General features: G+C 49.8%; 1 protein-coding gene, 2 tRNA genes and 3 rRNA genes. All 6 read left to right on the top strand.

What is annotated here, in order from left to right; genetic code table 11:
- The first annotated feature begins 282 nt into the window (after positions 1-282).
- Positions 283-1,823: ribosomal RNA gene (locus tag ACTHS3_RS09945) — 16S ribosomal RNA — on the top strand.
- Between the two features lie 105 nt (positions 1,824-1,928).
- Positions 1,929-2,005 (top strand) — tRNA-Ile (locus tag ACTHS3_RS09940).
- Positions 2,006-2,010: 5 nt separating this feature from the next.
- Positions 2,011-2,086, top strand: a tRNA-Ala gene (locus tag ACTHS3_RS09935).
- 348 nt (positions 2,087-2,434) lie between these two features.
- Positions 2,435-5,323: ribosomal RNA gene (locus ACTHS3_RS09930) — 23S ribosomal RNA — on the top strand.
- A 96-nt stretch (positions 5,324-5,419) separates the two neighbouring features.
- A 5S ribosomal RNA gene (gene rrf, locus ACTHS3_RS09925) occupies positions 5,420-5,533 on the top strand.
- Together the 16S, 23S and 5S rRNA genes with 2 tRNA genes alongside form the textbook arrangement of a ribosomal RNA operon.
- A 317-nt stretch (positions 5,534-5,850) precedes the next feature.
- On the top strand, positions 5,851-5,979 hold a 129-nt coding region (locus tag ACTHS3_RS09920; protein WP_440367869.1), incomplete at its 3' end, for a ComEA family DNA-binding protein.

Genomic DNA, 5,979 nt, shown 5'->3' with positions numbered 1-5,979 from the left:
GTGTTGACTGGTTTTGTAGGTAGGCGTATAGTTCGGTTCTTCGCTGCTGACGCGGTGAAGAAAACGAAGCAGACAGTATAACACAGTTAGTTAGAATTTTCGATAATTTTAGTTGACATTTGCTAAATGTACTGTATAATTCGATTCGCTCTTTAAAAAACAGATTACCGATAAGTGTGAGTGCATTAGGCCTCACACTGTTTGAAAGACAGACAAGATGATGTTTTAGACATTGTCCTGTCGGTTTCTTTGAAGCAGACCAGAAGTTATAAGTTAGAGATTGAACATAAGAGTTTGATCCTGGCTCAGATTGAACGCTGGCGGCATGCTTTACACATGCAAGTCGGACGGCAGCACAGAGAAGCTTGCTTCTTGGGTGGCGAGTGGCGAACGGGTGAGTAATATATCGGAACGTACCGAGTAATGGGGGATAACTAATCGAAAGATTAGCTAATACCGCATATTCTCTGAGGAGGAAAGCAGGGGACCTTCGGGCCTTGCGTTATTCGAGCGGCCGATATCTGATTAGCTAGTTGGTGGGGTAAAGGCCTACCAAGGCGACGATCAGTAGCGGGTCTGAGAGGATGATCCGCCACACTGGGACTGAGACACGGCCCAGACTCCTACGGGAGGCAGCAGTGGGGAATTTTGGACAATGGGCGCAAGCCTGATCCAGCCATGCCGCGTGTCTGAAGAAGGCCTTCGGGTTGTAAAGGACTTTTGTCAGGGAAGAAAAGGCTGTTGCTAATACCGACAGCTGATGACGGTACCTGAAGAATAAGCACCGGCTAACTACGTGCCAGCAGCCGCGGTAATACGTAGGGTGCGAGCGTTAATCGGAATTACTGGGCGTAAAGCGAGCGCAGACGGTTACTTAAGCAGGATGTGAAATCCCCGGGCTCAACCTGGGAACTGCGTTCTGAACTGGGTGACTAGAGTGTGTCAGAGGGAGGTAGAATTCCACGTGTAGCAGTGAAATGCGTAGAGATGTGGAGGAATACCGATGGCGAAGGCAGCCTCCTGGGATAACACTGACGTTCATGCTCGAAAGCGTGGGTAGCAAACAGGATTAGATACCCTGGTAGTCCACGCCCTAAACGATGTCAATTAGCTGTTGGGCAACTTGATTGCTTAGTAGCGTAGCTAACGCGTGAAATTGACCGCCTGGGGAGTACGGTCGCAAGATTAAAACTCAAAGGAATTGACGGGGACCCGCACAAGCGGTGGATGATGTGGATTAATTCGATGCAACGCGAAGAACCTTACCTGGTCTTGACATGTACGGAATCCTCCAGAGACGGAGGAGTGCCTTCGGGAACCGTAACACAGGTGCTGCATGGCTGTCGTCAGCTCGTGTCGTGAGATGTTGGGTTAAGTCCCGCAACGAGCGCAACCCTTGTCATTAGTTGCCATCATTTAGTTGGGCACTCTAATGAGACTGCCGGTGACAAGCCGGAGGAAGGTGGGGATGACGTCAAGTCCTCATGGCCCTTATGACCAGGGCTTCACACGTCATACAATGGTCGGTACAGAGGGTAGCCAAGCCGCGAGGTGGAGCCAATCTCACAAAACCGATCGTAGTCCGGATTGCACTCTGCAACTCGAGTGCATGAAGTCGGAATCGCTAGTAATCGCAGGTCAGCATACTGCGGTGAATACGTTCCCGGGTCTTGTACACACCGCCCGTCACACCATGGGAGTGGGGGATACCAGAAGTAGGTAGGGTAACCGCAAGGAGCCCGCTTACCACGGTATGCTTCATGACTGGGGTGAAGTCGTAACAAGGTAGCCGTAGGGGAACCTGCGGCTGGATCACCTCCTTTCTAGAGAAAGAAGAGGCCTGATGCATTCACACTTATCGGTAAACTGTAAAAGATGCGGAAGAGAAAAGCTTGAGTGAAGACAAGATTCGCTTAAGAAGAGAATCCGGGTTTGTAGCTCAGCTGGTTAGAGCACACGCTTGATAAGCGTGGGGTCGGAGGTTCAAGTCCTCCCAGACCCACCAAGAACGGGGGCATAGCTCAGTTGGTAGAGCACCTGCTTTGCAAGCAGGGGGTCATCGGTTCGATCCCGTTTGCCTCCACCAAGAACTTTACAAATCAAAGGAAGCCTGCTATACTTAGCAGCTTATTTTGATTTGCGAAGTGAAATATTGACGCATCGATCTTTAACAAATTGGAAAGCCGAAATCAACAAACAAAGACAATGAGTTTGTTTTAATTTTTTGTTCTTTGCAAAGGATGAAAAATCTCTTGCAAGAGAAAAGGAAACAAACACAGTATTTGGGTGATGATTGTATCGACTTAATCCTGAAACACAAAAGGCAGGATTAAGACACAACAAAGCAGTAAGCTTTATCAAAGTAGGAATTTCAAGTTTGCTTCCCTAGTCAACGGGTAGGCAAACGAAGTCAAAGAGGTTCTTGAAATGATAGAGTCAAGTGAATAAGTGCATCAGGTGGATGCCTTGGCGATGATAGGCGACGAAGGACGTGTAAGCCTGCGAAAAGCGTGGGGGAGCTGGCAATAAAGCTATGATCCCGCGGTGTCCGAATGGGGAAACCCACCTCTTAGGAGGTATCCTTATCTGAATACATAGGATAAGCGAAGCGAACCCGGAGAACTGAACCATCTAAGTACCCGGAGGAAAAGAAATCAACCGAGATTCCGCAAGTAGTGGCGAGCGAACGCGGAGGAGCCTGTACGTGATAACTGTCGAGATAGAAGAACAAGCTGGGAAGCTTGACCATAGTGGGTGATAGTCCCGTATTCGAAATCTCAATAGTGGTACTAAGCGTACGAAAAGTAGGGCGGGACACGTGAAATCCTGTCTGAATATGGGGGGACCATCCTCCAAGGCTAAATACTCATCATCGACCGATAGTGAACCAGTACCGTGAGGGAAAGGCGAAAAGAACCCCGGGAGGGGAGTGAAATAGAACCTGAAACCTGATGCATACAAACAGTGGGAGCACCCTTGTGGTGTGACTGCGTACCTTTTGTATAATGGGTCAACGACTTACATTCAGTAGCGAGCTTAACCGAATAGGGGAGGCGTAGGGAAACCGAGTCTTAATAGGGCGAACAGTTGCTGGGTGTAGACCCGAAACCGAGTGATCTATCCATGGCCAGGTTGAAGGTGCCGTAACAGGTACTGGAGGACCGAACCCACGCATGTTGCAAAATGCGGGGATGAGCTGTGGATAGGGGTGAAAGGCTAAACAAACTCGGAGATAGCTGGTTCTCCCCGAAAACTATTTAGGTAGTGCCTCGAGCAAGACACTGATGGGGGTAAAGCACTGTTATGGCTAGGGGGTTATTGCAACTTACCAACCCATGGCAAACTAAGAATACCATCAAGTGGTTCCTCGGGAGACAGACAGCGGGTGCTAACGTCCGTTGTCAAGAGGGAAACAACCCAGACCGCCAGCTAAGGTCCCAAATGATAGATTAAGTGGTAAACGAAGTGGGAAGGCCCAGACAGCCAGGATGTTGGCTTAGAAGCAGCCATCATTTAAAGAAAGCGTAATAGCTCACTGGTCGAGTCGTCCTGCGCGGAAGATGTAACGGGGCTCAAATCTATAACCGAAGCTGCGGATGCCAGTTTACTGGCATGGTAGGGGAGCGTTCTGTAGGCCAATGAAGGTGCATTGTAAAGTGTGCTGGAGGTATCAGAAGTGCGAATGTTGACATGAGTAGCGATAAAGCGGGTGAAAAGCCCGCTCGCCGAAAGCCCAAGGTTTCCTACGCAACGTTCATCGGCGTAGGGTGAGTCGGCCCCTAAGGCGAGGCAGAAATGCGTAGTCGATGGGAAACAGGTTAATATTCCTGTACTTGATTCAAATGCGATGTGGGGACGGAGAAGGTTAGGTTAGCAAGCTGTTGGAATAGCTTGTTTAAGCCGGTAGGTGGAAGACTTAGGCAAATCCGGGTCTTCTTAACACCGAGAAGTGACGACGAGTGTCTACGGACATGAAGTAACCGATACCACGCTTCCAGGAAAAGCCACTAAGCTTCAGTTTGAATCGAACCGTACCGCAAACCGACACAGGTGGGCAGGATGAGAATTCTAAGGCGCTTGAGAGAACTCGGGAGAAGGAACTCGGCAAATTGATACCGTAACTTCGGGAGAAGGTATGCCCTCTAAGGTTAAGGACTTGCTCCGTAAGCCCTGGAGGGTCGCAGAGAATAGGTGGCTGCGACTGTTTATTAAAAACACAGCACTCTGCTAACACGAAAGTGGACGTATAGGGTGTGACGCCTGCCCGGTGCTGGAAGGTTAATTGAAGATGTGCAAGCATCGGATCGAAGCCCCAGTAAACGGCGGCCGTAACTATAACGGTCCTAAGGTAGCGAAATTCCTTGTCGGGTAAGTTCCGACCCGCACGAATGGCGTAACGATGGCCACACTGTCTCCTCCCGAGACTCAGCGAAGTTGAAGTGGTTGTGAAGATGCAATCTACCCGCTGCTAGACGGAAAGACCCCGTGAACCTTTACTGTAGCTTTGCATTGGACTTTGAAGTCACTTGTGTAGGATAGGTGGGAGGCTTTGAAGCAGAGACGCCAGTCTCTGTGGAGCCGTCCTTGAAATACCACCCTGGTGTCTTTGAGGTTCTAACCCAGACCCGTAATCCGGGTCGGGGACCGTGCATGGTAGGCAGTTTGACTGGGGCGGTCTCCTCCCAAAGAGTAACGGAGGAGTTCGAAGGTTACCTAGGTCCGGTCGGAAATCGGACTGATAGTGCAATGGCAAAAGGTAGCTTAACTGCGAGACCGACAAGTCGAGCAGGTGCGAAAGCAGGACATAGTGATCCGGTGGTTCTGTATGGAAGGGCCATCGCTCAACGGATAAAAGGTACTCCGGGGATAACAGGCTGATTCCGCCCAAGAGTTCATATCGACGGCGGAGTTTGGCACCTCGATGTCGGCTCATCACATCCTGGGGCTGTAGTCGGTCCCAAGGGTATGGCTGTTCGCCATTTAAAGTGGTACGTGAGCTGGGTTTAAAACGTCGTGAGACAGTTTGGTCCCTATCTGCAGTGGGCGTTGGAAGTTTGACGGGGGCTGCTCCTAGTACGAGAGGACCGGAGTGGACGAACCTCTGGTGTACCGGTTGTAACGCCAGTTGCATAGCCGGGTAGCTAAGTTCGGAAGAGATAAGCGCTGAAAGCATCTAAGCGCGAAACTCGCCTGAAGATGAGACTTCCCTTGTGGTTTAACCACACTAAAGAGTCGTTCGAGACCAGGACGTTGATAGGTGGGGTGTGGAAGCGCGGTAACGCGTGAAGCTAACCCATACTAATTGCTCGTGAGGCTTGACTCTATCATTTGAAGAACTTCAAGAGATAAAAGCTTACTGACTGATTCAGTCATCACCAAATATATTGATTAAGGCTTTACCGATTTGTAACAGTTTAAGTTTGGCGGCCATAGCGAGTTGGTCCCACGCCTTCCCATCCCGAACAGGACCGTGAAACGACTCAGCGCCGATGATAGTGTGGTTCTTCCATGTGAAAGTAGGTCACCGCCAAACACCCATTCCGAAGCCCCCGACTGATGTCGGGGGCTTTTTACATGCCTGTCGGTTCTGTCGGTTTGATGACTCGTGCATTCTTGTTGTTTAAATTAAAGGATGATAACTATGTTGTTATTCTTGAACATAAAGTGCCGAAAGTTACGGTTAACTGTTTAGAATATTTGAAATCGAACGGTATTTGCGTTATTATGTCGTATGCATTTATATGGAATAGGGCCGTGTTCTACTGTCGTGTGGCAGTGTCGGCGGGGTGGGGAAAACCGTCCTGCAGACGGCCCGGTTGATTCAATCCAACACGTTATAGGAAAACCCTGATGAAGAAATTTTTATTTGGTGTCTTTGCCGCCGTGTGTACGGCATTCTCTTTGGCTGCCGTGAACGTCAATACGGCCTCTTCTGCCGAACTGGAGGCATTGCCGGGTATCGGCCCGGCTAAGGCGAAA

This window comes from Neisseria sp. P0009.S007, from assembly GCF_051962515.1.
The sequence above is the reverse complement of the archived record's forward strand: the minus strand, read 5'-3'. Positions and strand labels throughout refer to the sequence as shown.